Source organism: Psychrobacter sp. CoH-33_TS_01 (assembly GCF_058189395.1).
Genome location: NZ_JBVGQI010000001.1, coordinates 195,739 through 213,934, shown reverse-complemented (window position 1 = coordinate 213,934; position 18,196 = coordinate 195,739). Strand labels below are relative to the sequence as shown.

20 protein-coding genes and 2 pseudogenes are annotated in these 18,196 nt (G+C 43.8%); 5 read left to right on the top strand and 17 right to left on the bottom strand.

Annotation, left to right across the window (positions count from 1 at the left end; all coding sequences use genetic code 11):
* Positions 1–304: 304 nt before the first annotated feature.
* The 3 genes from ACZ2XM_RS00925 (at position 305) to ACZ2XM_RS00915 (ending at position 1,981) form a co-directional block, all read left to right on the top strand.
* Positions 305–1,492, top strand: a complete 1,188-nt coding sequence (locus ACZ2XM_RS00925; RefSeq protein WP_490588034.1) for a globin domain-containing protein — start codon at positions 305–307, stop codon at positions 1,490–1,492.
* 246 nt (positions 1,493–1,738) lie between these two features.
* Positions 1,739–1,834, top strand: a complete 96-nt coding sequence (locus tag ACZ2XM_RS00920) for a ubiquitin family protein (protein ID WP_490588035.1) — start codon at positions 1,739–1,741, stop codon at positions 1,832–1,834.
* A 9-nt stretch (positions 1,835–1,843) separates the two neighbouring features.
* Entirely contained in the window at positions 1,844–1,981 is a 138-nt protein-coding gene (locus ACZ2XM_RS00915) for a MoaD/ThiS family protein (RefSeq protein WP_490588036.1), read from the top strand.
* Positions 1,982–2,039: 58 nt separating this feature from the next.
* Here ACZ2XM_RS00915 and modB read toward each other — a convergent pair whose 3' ends face one another.
* The 3 genes from modB to ACZ2XM_RS00900 form a co-directional block, all read right to left on the bottom strand.
* The gene (modB, locus tag ACZ2XM_RS00910) at positions 2,040–2,741 is read right to left on the bottom strand and encodes a molybdate ABC transporter permease subunit (RefSeq protein WP_490588037.1); all 702 of its coding nucleotides are present in this window, start codon (positions 2,739–2,741) and stop codon (positions 2,040–2,042) included.
* Positions 2,742–2,884: 143 nt separating this feature from the next.
* Positions 2,885–3,823 carry a molybdate ABC transporter substrate-binding protein gene (gene modA / locus ACZ2XM_RS00905; protein ID WP_490588038.1) on the bottom strand — a complete coding sequence of 313 codons (939 nt, stop codon included), beginning with the start codon at positions 3,821–3,823 and terminating at the stop codon, positions 2,885–2,887.
* Positions 3,805–4,293, bottom strand: coding sequence for an Rrf2 family transcriptional regulator (locus ACZ2XM_RS00900; RefSeq protein ID WP_490588039.1), 489 nt, complete (start codon positions 4,291–4,293; stop codon positions 3,805–3,807). The genes modA and ACZ2XM_RS00900 overlap by 19 nt, the downstream gene beginning before the upstream one ends.
* Before the next feature lie 131 nt (positions 4,294–4,424).
* Between ACZ2XM_RS00900 and ACZ2XM_RS00895 the strand changes: the two genes are divergently transcribed.
* Complete coding sequence (locus ACZ2XM_RS00895) at positions 4,425–4,865, top strand: CopD family protein (RefSeq protein WP_490588040.1); 441 nt, start codon at positions 4,425–4,427, stop codon at positions 4,863–4,865.
* A 36-nt stretch (positions 4,866–4,901) separates the two neighbouring features.
* On the opposite strand, the gene ACZ2XM_RS00890 is transcribed toward ACZ2XM_RS00895, so the two are convergent.
* From ACZ2XM_RS00890 to ACZ2XM_RS00875, 4 genes are all read right to left on the bottom strand, one after another.
* On the bottom strand, positions 4,902–6,134 hold the full coding sequence (locus ACZ2XM_RS00890; protein ID WP_490588041.1) for an NnrS family protein: 1,233 nt from the start codon (positions 6,132–6,134) through the stop codon (positions 4,902–4,904).
* A gap of 250 nt (positions 6,135–6,384) precedes the next feature.
* On the bottom strand, positions 6,385–7,752 hold the full coding sequence (locus ACZ2XM_RS00885) for a sensor histidine kinase (RefSeq protein ID WP_490588042.1): 1,368 nt from the start codon (positions 7,750–7,752) through the stop codon (positions 6,385–6,387).
* Between the two features lie 9 nt (positions 7,753–7,761).
* Entirely contained in the window at positions 7,762–8,439 is a 678-nt protein-coding gene (locus ACZ2XM_RS00880; RefSeq protein ID WP_490588043.1) for a response regulator transcription factor, read from the bottom strand.
* A gap of 141 nt (positions 8,440–8,580) precedes the next feature.
* Positions 8,581–10,251 carry a phosphoethanolamine transferase gene (locus tag ACZ2XM_RS00875; protein WP_490588044.1) on the bottom strand — a complete coding sequence of 557 codons (1,671 nt, stop codon included), beginning with the start codon at positions 10,249–10,251 and terminating at the stop codon, positions 8,581–8,583.
* A gap of 237 nt (positions 10,252–10,488) precedes the next feature.
* On the opposite strand from ACZ2XM_RS00875, the gene ACZ2XM_RS00870 reads away from it, so the two are divergent.
* Positions 10,489–11,253, top strand: coding sequence for a PAP2 family lipid A phosphatase (locus tag ACZ2XM_RS00870; RefSeq protein WP_490588045.1), 765 nt, complete (start codon positions 10,489–10,491; stop codon positions 11,251–11,253).
* Here the strand turns inward: ACZ2XM_RS00870 and ACZ2XM_RS00865 are convergent.
* From ACZ2XM_RS00865 to ACZ2XM_RS00820, 10 genes and pseudogenes are all read right to left on the bottom strand, one after another.
* A pseudogene (locus ACZ2XM_RS00865) lies at positions 11,227–11,838 on the bottom strand (hemagglutinin repeat-containing protein); the annotation flags it as partial. The gene ACZ2XM_RS00870 and the pseudogene ACZ2XM_RS00865 sit on opposite strands and share 27 nt — an antisense overlap.
* Positions 11,839–11,934: 96 nt before the next feature.
* Positions 11,935–12,807, bottom strand: coding sequence for a hypothetical protein (locus ACZ2XM_RS00860; protein WP_490588046.1), 873 nt, complete (start codon positions 12,805–12,807; stop codon positions 11,935–11,937).
* 1 nt (position 12,808) lies between these two features.
* Positions 12,809–13,573 (bottom strand): annotated as a pseudogene (locus ACZ2XM_RS00855) (polymorphic toxin-type HINT domain-containing protein); the annotation flags it as partial.
* Positions 13,574–13,700: 127 nt separating this feature from the next.
* The gene (locus ACZ2XM_RS00850; RefSeq protein WP_490588047.1) at positions 13,701–14,144 is read right to left on the bottom strand and encodes a hypothetical protein; all 444 of its coding nucleotides are present in this window, start codon (positions 14,142–14,144) and stop codon (positions 13,701–13,703) included.
* A 134-nt stretch (positions 14,145–14,278) separates the two neighbouring features.
* On the bottom strand, positions 14,279–15,784 hold the full coding sequence (locus ACZ2XM_RS00845) for a hemagglutinin repeat-containing protein (RefSeq protein ID WP_490588048.1): 1,506 nt from the start codon (positions 15,782–15,784) through the stop codon (positions 14,279–14,281).
* Between the two features lie 36 nt (positions 15,785–15,820).
* A complete protein-coding gene (locus ACZ2XM_RS00840) occupies positions 15,821–16,012 on the bottom strand; it encodes a hypothetical protein (RefSeq protein ID WP_490588049.1) in 192 nt (63 codons plus the stop codon).
* 194 nt (positions 16,013–16,206) lie between these two features.
* Positions 16,207–16,467: a hypothetical protein gene (locus tag ACZ2XM_RS00835; protein ID WP_490588050.1), complete on the bottom strand. Its 261-nt coding sequence runs from the start codon at positions 16,465–16,467 to the stop codon at positions 16,207–16,209.
* A gap of 29 nt (positions 16,468–16,496) precedes the next feature.
* The gene (locus ACZ2XM_RS00830) at positions 16,497–16,763 is read right to left on the bottom strand and encodes a hypothetical protein (RefSeq protein WP_490588051.1); all 267 of its coding nucleotides are present in this window, start codon (positions 16,761–16,763) and stop codon (positions 16,497–16,499) included.
* A gap of 7 nt (positions 16,764–16,770) precedes the next feature.
* Entirely contained in the window at positions 16,771–17,040 is a 270-nt protein-coding gene (locus ACZ2XM_RS00825; RefSeq protein WP_490588052.1) for a hypothetical protein, read from the bottom strand.
* Positions 17,024–18,058: a hypothetical protein gene (locus ACZ2XM_RS00820; RefSeq protein ID WP_490588053.1), complete on the bottom strand. Its 1,035-nt coding sequence runs from the start codon at positions 18,056–18,058 to the stop codon at positions 17,024–17,026. The genes ACZ2XM_RS00825 and ACZ2XM_RS00820 overlap by 17 nt, the downstream gene beginning before the upstream one ends.
* Positions 18,059–18,196 lie beyond the last annotated feature (138 nt).

Sequence of the window (18,196 nt, the reverse complement as noted above, 5' to 3'; positions counted from 1 at the left end):
GTAACTTACCACAACAAAAAACCGCCCGAAATAATCTCTTTGATTTGATAAAATTGTCAGTCTAAACAGAGCGTATAAAGGACCGCTTTTGGTAAATCACCAGAAAGCGGTTTTTTGGTTTTTGGCGTCGTCGGTTAAGCCAGCTCTCTATCCCCTAACGCCAATAACGGTAGTGAAAAATTCACTATGTATCCATGCTGCCTTTATCATGCTGCGTTTATTTAATTGTCCCACATTTAGTCCGTATATCCTCATCATGAGCACCGCGTCTCATACCATTAATGCCAGTCAATAGGAGCCCCTTATGGCCAGCCCACGCACTATCGAAATCGTTAAATCTACTGTGCCTTTTCTAGAAGAACACGGCAATCAAATTACCAAAATATTTTATCAAAATATGTTTGCCGAGCACCCTGAGCTGCTGGACATCTTTAACGAGACCAATCAAAAATTGGGCCGCCAACAGTCTGCGTTAGCGTCTACTGTATTGGCCGCTGCAAAACATTTAGATAAGTTAGAAGCCCTGCTACCCGAAGTCACGCAAATTGCCCATAAGCACCGCGCGCTACAGATTCATCCCGACCATTACCCTATCGTAGGTAAGCATATTTTGGGAGCGATTAAAGAAGTCTTAGGCGATGCTGCAAACGACGATATTATTGATGCGTGGGCTGAAGCTTATGGCGATATCGCTGGGGTCTTTATCCAAGTCGAAAAAGGCATGTACGACGCAGCAATGTGGGATGGTTTTGCATCATTCAAAGTGGTCGATAAAGAAATCACCGGTACCGATGTGGCCGCCTTTACCGTTGTACCGGTCGATGCCAACCAAGATATCGACTTAAGCAAATTGACCCTTACCGCTGGCCAATACGTCACCGTAAAAACAGACCCTGAAGATACGGCTCATTTAGCGCTACGTCATTACTCTCTGTGCTCAAACAGTACCGAGAAAGGCATCCAGTTTGCGGTACGTCGCGACAATCGTAACGGCCATGAAGGTGTCGTGTCTAACCACATGCATGATCAAGTCGAAGTCGGCGATACTATATTGCTGTCTGCCCCTGCCGGTGACTTTATGTTAGAGCCTAAGCTGGTCAATCAAAACGAGATTCCACTAGTATTAATCAGTGCTGGTGTGGGCGTGACCCCTATGTTGGCAATGTTGGAGGCGCAAGTTAAAGCCAATCCAGAGCGTCCTATCATCTGGGCTTATGCTTGCCAGAATGCCGACCATCACGCTTTTGCCGACCGTACCGATGCCTTACTGGCGCAAGCGGAAAAAGTGCAAAAACACTTCTTTTATTTTGAAGACGGCACGCTATTGGATGAAAACTGGTTAAAAGGCTTACCTATGCCCGCTGATGTATACGTCTGTGGCTCAATGGCGTTTATGGACAATATGATTGATGGCTTAATTGCCTTAGACCATGGCGTCGATTCCGTACATTACGAACCGTTTGGTCCAAAAATGAGCCTAAAAACAGCATAATGGCGTCATTGACCAGTATTGATTTAGCCCTTGATTAATTTAACCCTTAATTAATTTAGCGGCTTAGTCTTTATAACGATTGTGAGGGATAATAGGACGACTATTATTGTTCACAGTCGTTTTTTTTATGCCGTTTAGCAGGCTACAATAAAGCGCCATGCAAATGGTCGCAGCGCAGGCGGCTGTAATAAAACGCTAAATAGAGACTCACGGACAAAGATAAGAGAGGGTGTAATGGAGCAAACTATGGCAGTGACAGTATTATATTATGCGCGTTTGGCGGACAAAGCAGGGCGTGAGCAAGAGAAAGTGACTTTAACGCCACAGACTACCCTACCTTAGCTTTATGAAATGCTCAGTCGTGAGTATGACTTTGATTGTGGTCATCAGGATTTAGAAGTGATTATTAATGAGCAGCTGGCTAATTGGTCAGATACTTTAAAGGATGGTGATAGCGTGGCCTTTATGCGCCCTATTGCTGGTGGTTAGGGCTAAAGAACTACGATAGCTTTTTGCTAATAAAATTATTTAAGCAATCTACTAGCTGTTATGAGCGTTGACCAAATTTATTAACGCTCGCAATCAAGCCCACCATCAGCATACCCAGTAATATGAGCACCGCTGACATCATATGCGCAGCGTCATAATTCAGCGCTTCGACTTGCTCATAAATGGCAATGGAGACCACTTTAGTCTCCCCAGCGATACTACCGCCAATCATCAATACCACCCCAAACTCACCAATCGTATGGGCAAAGCTAATCAAGCTGCCGAGCACAATGCCTACCCGCGCCTGCGGTAACGCTATTTTAAAAAAACGCCTGAGACGACTGTCTTCTAATAGCCGTGCCGCTTCCATAACGTTGGGAGAGATGCGCAAAAACTGTGCGTAGACCGGCTGCACATAAAAAGGCATAGCGTAGATAATAGACGCAATGACAATGCCTTTAAAGGTAAACGCCAAGGCTCCGATATCATGCGCCACTAACCAGCTGCCGACAGTAGAATTTGGACTGAGCAATAGCAGTAGGTAAAAACCAATGACGGTTGGTGGCAGCACTAGGGGCATAGCAATCAGCCCCATTAGCACAACTTTTAGGCGGGAGATAACGCGACGGCGTTCCGGCTTGGCCAACCAATAAGCTAGCGGTGTGGCAAACAGCAGCAAGCACAAGGTCGTGGCCCCTGCGAGCTTGATACTGAGCCAAACTGGGGCCAACATATCTAATAAAACAGGCGTTTGTGCCATCATCACATCAATAGTTATCGGGAGTAGCTATAGTCTACTTGAGTCGCTAGCGAACTGCCAACGAATCCAGCAGGCGCTAGCTATTTATCAAGAGCGGCCTAGCTTGAACGAACTATTAAAATCGGCTTATCACTCGCTAAGCCTTATTGCGCTGAGACCGCTAAATAGCCAGCTTTAGAGAAATGCTGTTGACCGGCTGCTGACTGTAGATAATTAGCGAAATCTGTTGCCACAGGCGCCGCGCTAATCACTAGCCCGTCCTGCAAAATAGCGGGATAACTGTCTGCTGGTAGCGTGTAAAACTGCTGCGGCTTTGCATTCACCCCGGTGACTTGGGATTGCGCTACAAAGCCGTAGTCGACATTCCCCGTGTGGGCATATTGGAAAGTCTGCCCGATATTTTCGCCTTGAATAATGCGTTTCTCAGCCATCAGGCCGTCATAAAGGTTCTGCGCTTGTAAGAATGCTTTGGCCGACTCGCCATAAGGGGCCAACTCTGGATTGGCAATAGCGATTTTACTGTTAGGCTGCTGCTGCAATAGCGCTGTCAAAGTCAGCTTATCCAAGGACTCAACTGGCTTTGTAACGCTATACAATGCCAACTGACCACGCGCATAAGTAAAGGGTTTATGGGCGGGGTCGACTGACTTAAGCTCACTAGCTAGCTTTTCCGCATAAGTTTGGTTGGCCGATAGGAAGAGATCGTAGGGCGCACCAGCAACGGCTTGAGCATAGAGCTTGCCTGAAGAGCCAAAGGTCACCTCAATCTCTTGATTAGGCAGGTTATTGTCCGCCTTATAACTGTCGATAATCTTTGGCAAGACATCGGCTAAATTCGCTGCAGCAGCAATACGGATACTAGGGCCTGCTTCTGATTTATTATTATCTGTAGTCGTGGTGGTCGAGGTTTTAGCAGGGGCTTCAGTGGGCGTTTCGCTCTCTACTGCCGCCGTCTCAGAGCTAGCATTAGTATCAGTGGCTGTGTTATTGCTGCAGCCTACCAAACCTAAGCACGCCACGGCCGTACTGGCCAGTAAAATTTTGCTAGTTGCCCAAGTACTCTTTACCGTAATAGCGCCCATAATTTATCTCCGTTTCGAGTAATATCCGCCAATGTATACGAGTCCATGACGGCAATAAAAGCTTGTGTTGCCTCATAAAATACGTTCTTTAACAAGCAGCTAGGTTGAATCATACACGATACCTGGGCTGCTTTATTGTCTTTTTCTATAGTGGGCTCCAGCTTATTATTCGCTGGTCGCGCGTCTACAAAACACGGGACAGTAGCAAAATCAGGCTCGGTATACCGCAACACCTCTCCAAGATTTATCTGCTCTGGCCGCCTAGCTAGACGTATCCCACCATTCTTGCCGCGAATACTCTCGATATACCCCAATTGTGCCAGTTGATGAATAATTTTGGTCAAATGACTTTTAGAAATTTGATAGCCGTCCGCAATATCTTGAATCGTCGCTAAGTCGGCATCCTCTGGCATCACCGCCAGATACATTAGAGTGCGTAAAGCATAGTCGCTATAATTGGTTAAGCGCATAGTAATCCTTTATTTCCATCGGATTTAAAGAGTAGAAATCTTTTAAATAAGGGGAGTAAATAAGTTAGAGAAATCGCAATAAATGCTATAATTAAATCCCTACTGCTAGCATTGAATGAGATGGTTATCCTATGCTAAATCACGTTTTAATCGCGCATCTATTGGGCGCTACTATTTGGACTGGCGGGCATCTAATTCTCACCTTAGCCGTCTTACCAAAAGTATTAATAACCCGTAATATCGAAGCTTTACATCAATTTGAGCAGCAGTTTGAAAAAGTGGGTATGCCTGCTTTAATCCTCCAGATCGCTACGGGACTGTGGATGGCACAGCGCCTATTGCCCGATTGGCACAATTGGTTTGCGCTAGATAACGATATTAGTAAGCTCATTGCCCTTAAATTAGCGCTACTACTCACCACCGTGCTCGTAGCGCTACACGCCCGCTTCCGCGTCATACCTACCTTGCGCGATCAAACTCTAAACTGGTTTGCCGTCCATATTGTCACTGTGACCTTGTTAGCCGTCTCGTTTGTCGTGGTGGGCAGTTTATTCCGTACGGGCTTAAGTTAACCGCTTCAGCCCTGCTTATCCGTTAATTCCAGCCATTTAACCAAACAGCTTATCCGGTCTTGGCGCGGCTAAAATAGGCACATAGGTCACACAAAATAGCGTAAAACAAAGTATCCAGGCAGTCTGCGCAATCATTAACCAAACGGTGTAGTAGTCCATAGCCACCAACGGCAGCAGCACCCGGAAGATAAAGACACAGACCAGTAATAATAAGATAGGCACGACCATTTTAGGGGGCTGATGGATACTGCGACCCGTATGGCCTAAAGAGACGCGCGACATCATCGCCACGGTCATCATGCCCACGCCGGAAATGGTCAGCGCATGCACAGCAAGACTGTGGCTAAAGCCCAACCAAGGCTGTACCGCGAATAGCACGAAGCTGATACACATGCCAACAAAGGCTAAGAATAACGACCATAATAGTGGCTTTTGCCAGATACCACGGTGATACCAACCTAGTAAGCGCACACTATTCACTAGCGCCACGCCAGCCGCACTTATACTGAGCAAGTATTTATTGGGATAAAAGATATCGACAATCATAAATACCAAAAACATCACTAGGCTCAAAACATCCAGAGCCTTACTATTTTTGACCTGCACCTTTTCTGAGCCATCAAAACTGATACCACGCTCGATAAAGAACGGCACCACCCGCCGACCAATCGTCAACACAATAGCGATAATGAGGTATAAACCCAGATAGATACCTATACGCACGAAATCAGGGTCGCCGCTATAAATACCCCAGTAGCACAATGCATTACCGAGCGTGAGTAGCGTCAGCTTAGTGATGATACCCATCTGTTTATACTGTTTGACCGCGAGCACAGCTTTTGTGATAACTAAGGCGGTCCAACTCATAAAGGCCAAGTCAGCGATAGCTGCTATAGCCAACCATAACAACGGGTTACCTACCCCTAGCCCGACCATGACCCAACCTATGCGTGCGACCGCCCAGCAAGAGAAAATTCCTAATAGCCGATAGCCATAAGGCATCATCATCCCCGTCCAAGTCTTAACCGCGGTGAGCAAAAACCCTGCGATAATCGCTAAAGTATAGCCATAGAGCATCTCATGGCTGTGCCAATAAAAAGGGTTAATCGTCACAGCATCAATATTGGTCTTACCCATAAAGACAAAGACCCACAGCAGCATCGTGATAATGGCAAATATCCCCCCTCCCGTGAAGAAAATACGGAAAGACAGGTTTAGGATAGGATGGGGTGAGCTTGGGCGTTCACTGGGCGATTGCAGCTGCAACATCTTGGCCTCGCTATTGACTGCTATAGATAAAGATATATTTAAAATGAATGTTTCAAGAGATTATAATCCATTGTCGCAGCTATGCCTAGGGCGTGTTCTCATTTAAATCATGGGACTAAAAAATGGGGCTCTTAGCAGGCTAAGTACCTGCTACCATTGTGACAAGCTAACGTGCTCGATCAACAGATGTGACTATAGTTTATGCTAATCAATCTAGCTACTCATTAGCCAGTGCAGTTAACCAGTGCGGTTAGGTAATGCAGTCAGTCTGTGCAGGTGGCTGCGAGTTATAGTGAATAATAAAAGTACTGCCACCAGCGCTATTGGCCTCGTGGGTTAAACGCCAGTCTAGGTGGGTCATAATACGCTGCACAATACTGAGACCTAACCCCATCCCCATACTATTGGACTCATCGGCAAGGTGCTGACTATCATCACGGTTGAGTGAGGACGCCGTAGTACTATGCTCAAGACGAGTAAATCGCTCGTACAGCACGGAGACCATCTCGCTAGGTATGCCTAAACCCGTATCGCTAACGGCAATTTTATCGGCGTCGATAATGACCGTGACTTGCCCCTCATCGGTATATTGAAAGGCATTTTTAATTAGATTGCCCAAAGCCATCTTTAGCAATTCCGGGCGCACATAAGCCGTATAGTCTTGCTTAGCGCTCACCTGACAAGTGACGGACTTATGACGCAGCAGATATGACAAGCGCTCTACTTCAGCATTCGCTATTGTACTAATCGAGGTTAGCGGCGCATCCAACTTTTCTGGTGCGCGAGATAACAATAATAAGGCGCTGATAATTTCTGAGGTTTCTTTGGCGGTCGTATTAATGCGCTCTGCAAAGGTGAGTAAGCGGCTGTCCGAGGGCAGTTGTGCAGCCAACACCTCTGAGGCCCCCATGATAATCGTTAACGGGGTACGCAGCTCATGACTCACATCACCGGTAAATAACTGCTCGCGCTTTAGATAATATGCCAGCTCGTGGTTTTTATCCGCAATTGCCCGCGCCAGCACCCCGACTTCAGACGGTAAGTGCGTGAGCTGAGTCAAATTTTGATGGTCGCTCTCTACGGCTGATTTTAAATCTAGCAGCGGTTTGATAATTTGTTTGGATGATAAATAAGAAAAGAGAATAGCCACCAATAGGCTCAGCACTATCGCAGCCAATAGCGCTTTATCAAAGATATCTTCAAAGTACTCAAAAATAGCCAACACCGGATAGTTTTCCGGTGCCAGATTGGTATCTTCAAGATAAGTCAGAATATAGCGTTGCTGCTGTTGCTGATAAGTAAAAAAATGCAGGGAAGTCTCATGGCCCTCTGCCATCACCGGCTTTTCTTGCACGGTGGTCGTCACCTCTTTTTGTAGATCTGCTGGCGCTACCTCAAAGCGATAAATTTTAATCCCCGGTTCCGCCACATAGATATCCTGTACCCCATGTTGCGCTTGGCTGAGCTGCAACTGCTGTAGCAAGCGGCTTTCTACGAGCGCGCGCTCAACCTTGATCTCTGCGGCAACAAAAATGCTCACAAAGGCCGCGCACAATAGCACCGCAAAAATAAAGTAGGAGCGGCGCAGCTTATTGGCGATGGAAGTATTGTCTCTCATAGCGCTCTCTTAGGCAGGCACAAGTTGATAGCCTACCCCGGGCAAGGTCATCAGCATAGGACTTGCAAAGGGTTTGTCCAGCTGTTGACGGACGCTGTGCAGATGGGTCCGTAGCGCATCACTGCTGGGGATATCATCGCCCCAGACGCGCTCCTCTAACTCCGCTTTACTGACCACCCGTGGCGAGGCAGTCATCAAAGCCTGTAAGATTTTAAAACCCGTCGGGGTTAATTTTAATACTTGCCCCTCTCGTGAGACGCTGTGAGTCGCGATATTCATGGTTAAGCTAGCGACGCTAAGGGTCTGGGCAAAATACTCCTCTTGATGGCGACGTATTAAAGCTCTAATGCGCGCCTCTAACTCCACCAGTGAGAAAGGTTTGACCAAATAATCATCGGCTCCGCTATCGAAGCCCGCTACTTTATCCGAGATAGTATCGCGCGCGGTCAGCATTAAAATAGGGGTCTTATCATGCCATTTTTCACGCAGCGTCTGACACAGTTTGGTCCCCTCCATCCCCGGCAGCATGACATCTAATAAAATGACATCGTAGCGATTGCTCGAGGCCAGCGCCAAGCCGCTAATGCCATTATGGGCATTATCCATCTCAAAGCCTTTTGGCTCAAAAAAAGCATAGATATTAGCCACGATATCCGGATTGTCTTCGATAATTAAAATTTTATACATGCTGTACTCTCAATGAAGCGGCTAGCTCCGTTTGCCGCTTGGCTATTGCTATGCTTTAAAAATTGCTACCCTTTGAAAATTGGCTAATGCACCTTAAAACTACTACTGCCCGTTAAAAGACAGCTATACCTTAAAAGACAGCTACTGCATTTTAAAAAAGCTAGGCTTACCAGCAGTCTCTTGCGTAGTGATGTTAAAAAACTGCAGCAGCGTCGGGGTAATATAATCATGCGATACTGGTTGCTTCAGCTGGCTCGCTATACTGTTGGCATCGATATTATTACCAGACGGTGACCAGATGATCGCCGGCACATGCTTCTGGGCTTGTGGTGCCACACTATACGGCAAGCCATGCAGATAGACGTTATTTTCGCCTAAACTCTCACCGTGGTCACTCACATACACCATCACCACATCATAGTCTTTTTGATAGGTCTTAAGGGTCTCAATCACGCTATTAAGAAAATAATCGGTATAACGGATGGCGTTATCATAGCCATTAATGACGCTTTGCTGATCACATTTTGACAGCTCATTGCTCATACAAACCGGTTTAAAGACCGTAAACGCTTTGGGATAGCGCTTATAGTAAGCGGGGCCATGATTGCCCATCTGGTGCAGCACCAGTAGCGTATCTTTTGGCGCTTGAATGACTTTATCCAGCCCCGCCAGCATACCAATATCTCGGCACTCTTCATCGCATTCTGGGTTTAGCTTATCGCTCTTATAGTCTTCATAATTCACCCTATCGGCTACCCCTTTTGAGCTAGAGTTGTTATCGCGCCAGATGACGTTGACCCCTTGCTTACTCAAAGTATCTAAGACATTTTCGTTATATTCAGCCGCGTCCATATCGTAATTATCGCGATCCATATAACTAAACATACACGGGACCGAATAAGCGGTGGACGTGCCACAGGATTGCACGTCTTTAAAACTATAGATATCTTGTTGTTTTGCTAACAACGGCGTGGTATCCCGAGCATATCCATTGAGGCCAATATGATCGGCTCGAGCCGTCTCTCCAACCACAAACACCATTAATTTAGGTTTGCTAGCAGTTGTGGCGCTGGCATTATTACTAGTAGCGTCCAAACGCTTGGCATCCGTCGCATGAGCAATCATACCTTCGGGACGTCGCCAATCATGGATAGTGTCTGTGCCTAATTTAATCGCAGAATAAATCGGGGTAATAGGATTGGCATAGTAACGTACGGCTTTATGCTGACGAAAGAAACTAGCATATTGGTCACCAAAAGGTAGCAAACTGACCGCTATCACTGCTAGAGCCAACAGTAATGCCGCTATTTTTTGTACTAACGCCTGCTTTAACGTTAGCGGCTTTAAATGTAGCTTCGCAATGATAAAGGCGGGTAAGATGCCTAGCAATAGCAGCCGAATAATAAACTCAGGCGCGAGCAAATCCATAGCTTCAGCATGATCCGTCTGTAGCGTATTTACCAACATATTACTATCAAATATAGTGCCATAAGCATCGGTAAAATACCCACACACTGCCGCAATCAATACCATGGCAATCAACACAACCTTGATGGTCGGTCGATAACACAATAACTGTAATATCAGCCACATCAACCCGAATAACAAGCCAACTAACGATAGGATAAAGCCTATATTCTGGCTTAAGGGATAGACCGCGAGCACTTGTTTATAGAAACTGAGGTTAGCGGTAGCCACTAAAAATATAGCACTTAATAAAATCAGCAGTTGCGGATGGATTAGCGAGTTACGGAGCAAGACGGGCAATCTTTTTAGCATGGCGGACTTCTTAGCAGGCAAAGTAATAATCATGCGCCACGATAACAAGTAGGGTGTTAAGAAGACGTTAAGGCAGCATCAAAGCGGCTCATTATAACGATTATGATAGAGGCTATTATAAATATAGGCTACTTGACTAAATAAAAGCAGGTTAACTCATTTTTTAGGACAGCCGGAGCTTCACACTATCTTAACGGGCGACGCTTTATGCTCAATAGCAGTTGGCGAGCCCTATTGTAGGATAGCCTAGCAAATGAGCCTATACCTGCTATGATTAAAGCGCAGATGATCCCGTGTTATGTCTTACTTCTACTAGCTGGCCTCGCCACCTTACTCTTTGAACACAGCCAATTAGACATCTCTATTAGTCAGTTATTTTATAGTGATGGTCAATGGCTCTTAGCTAAAGGCACGCAACCGTATGCCTTTATTTTTTACGATTTACCCAAAGGTTTCTTAATACTGTTGGGACTGCTGTTAATGCTTACCTTGGCCTATCGCTATTGGCAACATAGCTTTGCTACTTGCCACTTGCCAGAGACCCACACTACTAGGCTAGGTTGGCCTCCACTGTTGACCCGTATGAGCTCTCGTGAATTGGGCTACTTACTTTTAACCCTGATAGTAGTCCCCTCCACTATTGCCCTGCTCAAAAGCATGACCCATGTCAGCTGTCCCAATCACTTGGCCGTCTTTAATGGCGACCTGCCCTATTTGACGATTTGGCAAAATATTCTGGCACAGACCCCGCAGAAATGCTTTCCGGCAGCTCATGCTAGTGCTGGGTTCTCTTTATTTGGTTTGGCGTATCTGCCCCACTGGCGACCACAGCGCCGCAAAATTATCATAGCGGTCATTATCATAGGCTGGATTATGGGGCTCTATAAGATGAGTATTGGCGATCATTTCTTCAGCCATACACTAGTGTCGATGTTGCTGGCTTGGGCGGGTGCTTGTGGGCTGGCGGTTTTGATGTTTGCTAATACTAGGCAGCGTGTGGCAGGTTATTCAGGCAGGTGGTCTAATCAGAAATGAGTCGCTGTTAGCAAACCCTTTACCTTTGCTAGCACTAGTGGTGCTACTGTCACTATCCCCATCCGTGCCATAGCCCAAACCATTAGTATTGCCTTGAGGCTTGTTATCCGTCATACCAAGACTGATGCCAACTTGTATTGCACTGCCCTTATGGCTACTGGTGTTCTCTATATCTCGAGTGGTAATACCGCCTTTACTGACATAGTTGTTCAGTCCTGCTGCTAGTGCTGCATCAGTGGTGGTAATCGCGCCACCAATTAAAGTAGTTTTACCGCCAACTTCTAGATCAAAGCCACCATCCCCTGTAAAGATACCCGACTGCTGACCCACAGCTTTATAGTCGGCATTGATATTGGTCTTGCCACCACTAAGCGATAGACTTGAGCCTGCGCCTTCTAAAGCGATATCAGCGGTAAAGCCGATATTCTTTTGATTACTGTCGTAGGTTGCAGTATCTTGTAGCGATTCTATGTTGACGTCGCCAAGGATTTGGCCTTGGGCTTTATTGGTGTTGATGACCCCGCCTTTGATATTCACATCATTACCAATGTCAAAGGTGGTAGTACCGCCGACGTTGATTTGAGTGTTGGCATTGCTAAATAAAAAAAGCTACGATACATAGCGTATGGTAGCTTTAAGTTGAATGATATGGATTTTAGGGTGTTACAAACTATATCTAACCTAGGAGCTAAAGTCTTCAGCGAACTTTAAAAAATCAAACTCTCCCGCTTGTCTTGAGAGTAAGTGCGCGGCATAACGATCTATCGCTTCTGCTGGATTAACTAGTTTTTGAATACTGTAGACATCTTGATCTTGTATGATATACATCCCTTTGTTTTTATGATTGGTGATAGAGAATAGCTGGTAATTTTTATGTTGCTTTAATTGGTTAAATCTGGTGTCAATTAATGCCCGAAGCTGAAAATGAGTGTCATAACTGTCATCATCTTCATAGTCTACTAGAAACGGTTGAGCAAATTTATCTTCTAAAAAGGCTACTTTTTCACGAGCTTTTTTACTCTTTCCTTCAATATCTGGGCAAATTGAACCGAGAGGAGGATTATCAGTTGATGGGAGTCCACTTGCCATTGTAGGTGAGCCATAGCTGGCATCTTCAGGAACATACCATCCTGCACTGCGCCATAACCAAGATTGAATAATCTCTGTGGGGAAGTTATATTCATTTTTATCGGCATTATTAGCGATATAGGGTGAGTAGTCTAAATACACTATAATGCCATTTATATTGATGCCAAACGCTGTGGCATCAGAAAGTATTTCTGGAATAGACGATCTCTCAATTCCGTAGAAAAATTCTTCCGTAACCTCTGATAAGACTTTATAAGTTTCAGGTTGGGTATTTTTAAAAGGTCTAAAAAAATACTCATGAAAACTCTGTTCTTTAGGTTTATCGTCTGTAAAATTTAATGGGTCGTGACGAAACCGATCAAGTCCTACAGAGCTGATTCTATTTTTATAATAGATGTTATCTGCACTAAGATTACTTAGATCATGATATATTTCATCAAACTCGTTTAAAATATGAGTATTCATTCTATTTGCCTTCTTTTAATTTAATAGCATCGGCTATATCTTGGCGTACCTTTATTTGAATTCTTTCAATGGTTTTCTTATACGTTGAGTTAATCGGTATGGGCTGACCTTTATTGCCATACTCTACCCAACCGCCATTTGAGTATTCCACCTTTTTTCCTTTCGATGAGTTGAGATGCTTCGGTAATGGCATAAGATTCTCAGGCGCATTAACAATGGCATTTAACTCAGCAGTGGTGAGTTTATTACCAGCTATTTTTTTAGCTTCAGCTCTTGGTAATACATGATCTACAGATGGTTTTACATCATCAGGAAAGTTCTTTAGTTTACCGTCAAATGGATCTAAATATCTGACCTTGTTTGTTTTTGAATCAACCCAACCTGCTGCTTTGAATTTTGGTTCAATGGCACCCCAGTTGTCAGTGAAATCACAACAATCCGCATTGTGAACCCAAACACCAAGCTCACCGATATGGTAAGTACTAAATTCATGTACTTCAAAATTATAGACGGTCTCTGTGGTGTCTTTGAGCTGTTGACTGATGACTTTAGCAGTTGGCTCACCTTGCTTATCAAGCAACTTCATTCCTGCTTCTAGCACAGACGCTTTTTGCCAGCCGATGCCATCTACATAAAAAGGATGCTCCTCTGTTGTGCCAAAGGTTTCTGTTAGACCACTGTCATGCTGTATTTGTACTTCATAGATGGGTACATTTGGGGTGGTTTTTTTAGCGACCACAGGGCGATAGTCACACTTATCACCAAACTCTTCTCTTGACGAGACTAATTTGTATAATCTATTTTAGAACACCTCAATTATCTTAATAAAAAACCATCATATTGAATGATGGTTTAAGGTCACACTTGGTAATTAGTTTCAAGAAATTCAGGCGCTAAATAACTGGTATATACTCTAAATGGCCCTCAAAATCAGGATCTATCCCATCAGGTTTTGCAAGTGTGGTGTCATCAGAGTTGTCATTTAATCCATGTGACATAATAAGTCCTGTACCATTTTCAAACTCAATCAGCACGCCTCTTTCATTGGGTAGATCCAATATTCTACTGCTACTGTCAGCTATCTCTTTAATTATGGTCACTGACTTGACCACCTGGTTTAAATAGATTTTCCAGTCATCAAAGTCTTTGGCATAAAAAGGTATTGCTTGCTCATCTTCTTCTTGTAGCCATTCAGTATGATCACCGTTTTCATTTCTTTCAATCCACATCAAAACAGTATTCCTACTTGGGTTACTAGAACCACCGACGACCAATCCATCTTCAAAATAAAATAAAAATGGTCCGAGTGAACAACAAAAGAACTCTTCAGGCTCCATATAGTATTCTTCGATAAGTTCTTGTTCAGTTCTATAGTTAAATCTAACCATATTAACTAGCCGTCGACCAATCAGACTTTTTAGCAGGTCTGTCAGATTGCTGGGTATGTCTGTATCATATACTGTAGTTACCATTAGTTTTTACTCGCCTCTTGAATGAATAGGTTTATCATTTTTATATTATTTTTCGAGGGTTTAGTATTACTATAAATTTTTAGTGGGTCACTAAGGTCTTCCGTCTGATACAGATATTTAGACAATAACGGTGCGGTGGCTTCTCCAGCAGCCGCTGACAATCCCCCTGTTAAGGCATCATTGCCTGTGGCATAGCTTACCGCTGCACCTAAGATGGTATGCGCTAATAGATGCTTTGGACTGCCCTCACCTGCTAGTTCTGTATTGTTATTTTCTCTATTTTTAAAGTCATTTTCTTTAAACGCTTGACCAATCTTATAGGCGATTTGTGGACTAACCGCTTTAGCCACATAGCCTACTGCGCCATTGCTATTAGGACCATATAAGGCACTACTAATACCATCGAATATTAATGCCTTTTGTTGGACCTTGTCCGCTTGAACAAGGTATTCGTCTCTGGCCTTTATATCGCCAACGGCTTCTGCCGCTTTTGCTGCATCTCTTAAGTCTTGCTCATCTTTATTTAACTCGACTTTGATCTTACGGCGTTCTTGATCAAAGGCTTGAGTAATCTCTACCTGCGCCCCCAACTCCTCGTTCACTCTTGTGGCATCAAACACATTCTCAAGTGCGCCTGCATACTCCTCTCGATTGTCAGTAGTGATGCCACTGTTACCCGCGATACCTGTAATACCTGCACGGGTGGTACTGCTATCACTGTCGCTATCAGTGCCATAGCCCAAACCATTAGTATTGCCTTTAGGTTTGTTATCCGTCATACCAAGACTGATGCCAACAGAGATCGCATCTCCGTCATAGCTACTGGTGTTCTCTATATCTCGAGTGGTAATACCGCCTTTACTGACATAGTTGTTGAGTCCTGCTGCTAGTGCTTTCTCTGTTGTCGTTATAGCGCCACCTATCAAGGTGGTTTTCCCGTCAGCCAGCACATTAAGGCCACCGTCGCCTGTAAAGAGACCCGACTGTTGACCCACGGCTTTATAGTCGGCATTGATATCCGTCTTACCACCATTGACGGATAGGCTTGATCCTGCGCCACCGCCTGCTATGTCGATGTCAGCGCTAAAGCCGATGTTCTTCTGGTCGCTTTCATAGGTGGACGTGTCTTGTAGCGATTCGATGTTGACGTCGCCAAGGATTTGGCCTTGGGCTTTATTGGTATTAATCACACCGCCTTTGATATTGACGTCATTACCAATGTCAAAGGTGGTGGTACCGCCGACGTTGATTTGGCTGTTGGCATAGGTCACTGAGTCGCTGTTGGCATAGCCTTTACCTTTGCTGGCACTGGCGGTGATACCGGCGCTACCTCTAGTATCTGCAAAACCGCCAATCGCGGTGCTTGAGCTTTTGTTGGTGCTGCGTGAGCGGCTTGTTTGAAGGGCGGCGGTGATGATGACGTTATTGTCTGATTGGAACAGGGCGTTGTTGGTGAGGTTTAGATTACAAGCTTCAATCAGCCTACGCTTGCTTGCTAAACACAACAGGGCTAATACGGGGTTTCATGATATACACCTTCATTATTTAACTGATTTCACCAGTTTCCATTGCGGTGCGCCGCCACACTTCTTATTTAAACGCTTTTGTTCATCCGATGGTAGTTGCTTGTAGTAGTCTCCACTAATTGCACAGTCTTGTTGGTAATAATCATTTAAAACACAGCCACTCATATTTAACATTAAAAAGATGAGTGTGACCTTAACTATTTTCATTACGAATTTTCCTTATAAAATTTGTTTAGCTTTTTGCGTTTGGGTTAATTGGCATTCATCAACTGAATTAGACCATTTGGGATTTGGCTCACTACAACTCCAGTCAAGAAAGTGACAAGATTGATAGCTTGTAAGAAATAAGCATAAAGCACTAATAGTCATAAGGGTCTTCATTTTATTCTAACTCCTTATTCCTACTTATACTTAGGATCAGATTTAAACTTATAAGATGACTTATCTAAGCATTTATAAAAAATATCATCATCAATAGCCTTACTATAGTTGCCTCCTAAAGCTGTTCTTGCAATATTTTGCTGAGAAGAGACACAAGCATTTTTTTCTTTATAAGCTCTAGTCTTATCATAATGTTGTGAATTCCAATCAAAAACACCGTAGTTACAAGCGGACAGACTTAAGCAGAAAACGACTACCATAATATTAGAAAGCATTTTCATCATAGATTTCCTTTGATTAATTTCTATGTTTAATTAGCTTTTTTATACCCATTCTCTAGTAGACATTTCTTATATAAATTAATATCTTTAAATTTTACTTCGCATTGTCTACCTATCTTTGCAGCCTGTTCATCAGTTCCATTAAACACGTACCCTGAGTTAATAGCTGCCTCATTCTGCTCTTGTAAGTACTCTTGATTCCAATCTAGGAAACCAGGAGCTACAGGGTTTAAAAATCCACTGCAACCCGTCATAAAATAACAAGCGAATATAGTATATATAACTCTAGAAATCATCTTATTCTCATTGCCTATATTTAGGATCGGATTCAAACTTATAATTACGATTTTTAATACACATGTTTAATATGTAGATATCAATATCAACCTCATCATTATATTTGGCACCTAGTTTATTTCTTGCAATATTCTCCTGCTCTACGCGGCATTTTTCTGTCAGTTTATAAGCCCTAGTTTTATCAATATTTTGATTATTCCAATCAAAAATACCATAATTACAAGCGGAAAGACTTAAGCAGAAAACTACTGTCATAATATTAAAAAGCACTTTCATCATAAACTCCTTCTGATTGAGTTTGTTTAGGTTTAACTAAAACGGGAATTGACGGGTTGATATTCTCTATTGGTATACCCCATTTATCTGTAAAATCTGTATAAAGTGGATTACTTACTTTCTGCCTTTCAGTAACAACCCTACCTGCATTATTAATATACTGACCCTGACTATTCATAAGAAATTCAGATGGTATCTCCGCAAAATAACTACTATGCGAATAACATGCCCAACACTCGCCCCCTGTCGCAGGATTACCGCCTAATATTATCGGAGGACGACCGACGAAATCCGCTTTGTGTACCGCAGAATAAGCGCCGCTTTGATAAACAACCTCGTTACCCTCTTTGTCTATACCCACATAAGTATATCCATTTTTGGCAAGCTGATCAGCGTAGTCCTGTACGTTAGTGGCAGTACCATAAAAGCGCGACTGGCGAATAGGAATATTTGTAATATTCTGATTGTTATTTAAGTCTTTTAGAGCAACGCTACCGGTTAGTCCACCTCGACTGTGATTACTGGTATCGATCTGTAAACCTTTTTCCATAGCGTCAAGGTAGATATCTTGATTGAGCTTTTCTGAATTAGTTAGAGGCAGCCTGCCGCCTAAAGTATCATTAAACTTGTCATATCCAGCATACATCAACTCTGAGGTTAATGAGGATAGTATCCACCAGCCATCATACTTACCTGTTGGCTGATTCATGACGACTAGAGCGCCTACTTTATTAGTATCATTGGTGTTCTGTTTGGCGGCATTGGCTAAGGAGGCTTCTTTGTCGTTAAAAATACCAGGGTTAGATAGCGTTAGCGTATTGTCAGCTTTCTTTATAAGATTCAACTCATCTTGAGTCAGATTATCTAATGACCAAATCTGCCGACTTTCACATTGACCTCCCGTTGAAGCACTACAAGTCTGATACCACATTTCTTTAGGAGCGGTAGCTGACATTTTTACTCTATCTGCTTGTGTTGTAGCAAACATACCTGTAAATAGACCCGACTGTTGACCCATAGCTTTATAGTCGGCATTGATATTGGTCTTGCCACCATTAAGCGATAGACTTGAGCCTGCACCCTCTAGAGCGATATCAGCGGTAAAGCCTATATTCTTTTGATTACTGTCGTAGGTTGCGGTGTCTTAGTTTAAAAA

Excerpts from the sequence above, each read along its gene's own strand:
- ACZ2XM_RS00915 (WP_490588036.1), top strand. The coding sequence starts at position 1,844 with ATGCTCAGTCGTGAGTATGACTTTGATTGTGGTCATCAGGATTTAGAA.
- modA (WP_490588038.1), bottom strand. The coding sequence starts at position 3,823 with ATGGGCGCTATTACGGTAAAGAGTACTTGGGCAACTAGCAAAATTTTA.
- ACZ2XM_RS00895 (WP_490588040.1), top strand. The coding sequence starts at position 4,425 with ATGCTAAATCACGTTTTAATCGCGCATCTATTGGGCGCTACTATTTGG.
- ACZ2XM_RS00830 (WP_490588051.1), bottom strand. The coding sequence starts at position 16,763 with ATGATTTCTAGAGTTATATATACTATATTCGCTTGTTATTTTATGACG.
- ACZ2XM_RS00840 (WP_490588049.1), bottom strand. The coding sequence starts at position 16,012 with ATGAAAATAGTTAAGGTCACACTCATCTTTTTAATGTTAAATATGAGT.
- ACZ2XM_RS00885 (WP_490588042.1), bottom strand. The coding sequence starts at position 7,752 with ATGAGAGACAATACTTCCATCGCCAATAAGCTGCGCCGCTCCTACTTT.
- ACZ2XM_RS00890 (WP_490588041.1), bottom strand. The coding sequence starts at position 6,134 with ATGTTGCAGCTGCAATCGCCCAGTGAACGCCCAAGCTCACCCCATCCT.
- ACZ2XM_RS00920 (WP_490588035.1), top strand. The coding sequence starts at position 1,739 with ATGGCAGTGACAGTATTATATTATGCGCGTTTGGCGGACAAAGCAGGG.
- ACZ2XM_RS00900 (WP_490588039.1), bottom strand. The coding sequence starts at position 4,293 with ATGCGCTTAACCAATTATAGCGACTATGCTTTACGCACTCTAATGTAT.
- ACZ2XM_RS00870 (WP_490588045.1), top strand. The coding sequence starts at position 10,489 with ATGATTAAAGCGCAGATGATCCCGTGTTATGTCTTACTTCTACTAGCT.
- ACZ2XM_RS00880 (WP_490588043.1), bottom strand. The coding sequence starts at position 8,439 with ATGTATAAAATTTTAATTATCGAAGACAATCCGGATATCGTGGCTAAT.
- modB (WP_490588037.1), bottom strand. The coding sequence starts at position 2,741 with ATGGCACAAACGCCTGTTTTATTAGATATGTTGGCCCCAGTTTGGCTC.
- ACZ2XM_RS00860 (WP_490588046.1), bottom strand. The coding sequence starts at position 12,807 with ATGAATACTCATATTTTAAACGAGTTTGATGAAATATATCATGATCTA.
- ACZ2XM_RS00835 (WP_490588050.1), bottom strand. The coding sequence starts at position 16,467 with ATGAAAATGCTTTCTAATATTATGGTAGTCGTTTTCTGCTTAAGTCTG.
- ACZ2XM_RS00820 (WP_490588053.1), bottom strand. The coding sequence starts at position 18,058 with ATGGGTCAACAGTCGGGTCTATTTACAGGTATGTTTGCTACAACACAA.
- ACZ2XM_RS00850 (WP_490588047.1), bottom strand. The coding sequence starts at position 14,144 with ATGGAGCCTGAAGAGTTCTTTTGTTGTTCACTCGGACCATTTTTATTT.
- ACZ2XM_RS00875 (WP_490588044.1), bottom strand. The coding sequence starts at position 10,251 with ATGATTATTACTTTGCCTGCTAAGAAGTCCGCCATGCTAAAAAGATTG.
- ACZ2XM_RS00925 (WP_490588034.1), top strand. The coding sequence starts at position 305 with ATGGCCAGCCCACGCACTATCGAAATCGTTAAATCTACTGTGCCTTTT.
- ACZ2XM_RS00825 (WP_490588052.1), bottom strand. The coding sequence starts at position 17,040 with ATGAAAGTGCTTTTTAATATTATGACAGTAGTTTTCTGCTTAAGTCTT.